Origin of the sequence: Clostridium algoriphilum, from assembly GCF_020443705.1 — a bacterium.
Classification (GTDB): Bacteria; Bacillota; Clostridia; order Clostridiales; family Clostridiaceae; genus Clostridium_AD; species Clostridium_AD algoriphilum.
Genome location: NZ_JAIZZK010000128.1, coordinates 1 through 573, shown reverse-complemented (window position 1 = coordinate 573; position 573 = coordinate 1). Strand labels below are relative to the sequence as shown.

The following is a 573-nucleotide window of genomic DNA, read 5'->3' as shown; positions in this document are numbered from 1 at the left end:
TTTTAGTCTTACGACTAAAATTTACTTTATACTAAAGTAATTAACTGGTTAAAACAAAATATTATTTCGTTTCTTTACCTATTTCTCTGTTTAATTTTCAAAGACCAATTTACTTTGTCATCAACTGACGACTTCTACTATAATACTAGGTATTTGATGTTTTGTCAACAATTTTTAAAGAATATTTTCTTAATAATTATATTTATCATAAATTATATTAAACTTTATATAAAATAAAAAAAACAGTTCTATTTGAACTGCTTTTTTTGGTGGACCTTCAGGGACTCGAACCCCAGACCGACCGGTTATGAGCCGGTAGCTCTAACCAACTGAGCTAAAGATCCATATTTATATCTGGCGGCGACCTACTCTTCCACAAGGTTACCCCTGCAGTACCATCGGCGCATTGAAGCTTAACCTTCGTGTTCGGTATGGGAACGGGTGTTACCTTCATGCCATAACCACCAGATAGAGAATATAAATATTCTCTCAAAATTGCACAGTGAGTTTGTTTATCGCATTATTTTTATAATTTGGTCAAGCCCTCGACTTATTAGTATTAGTCAGCTGAAC

1 tRNA gene and 1 rRNA gene are annotated in these 573 nt (G+C 33.3%); both read right to left on the bottom strand.

The features are described from left to right. Nucleotides 1-267 precede the first annotated feature (267 nt). A tRNA-Ile gene (locus tag LGK95_RS22255) sits at nucleotides 268-344 on the bottom strand. An 8-nt stretch (nucleotides 345-352) separates the two neighbouring features. Further along, nucleotides 353-469 (bottom strand): 5S ribosomal RNA (gene rrf / locus LGK95_RS22250). Nucleotides 470-573: the final 104 nt, after the last annotated feature.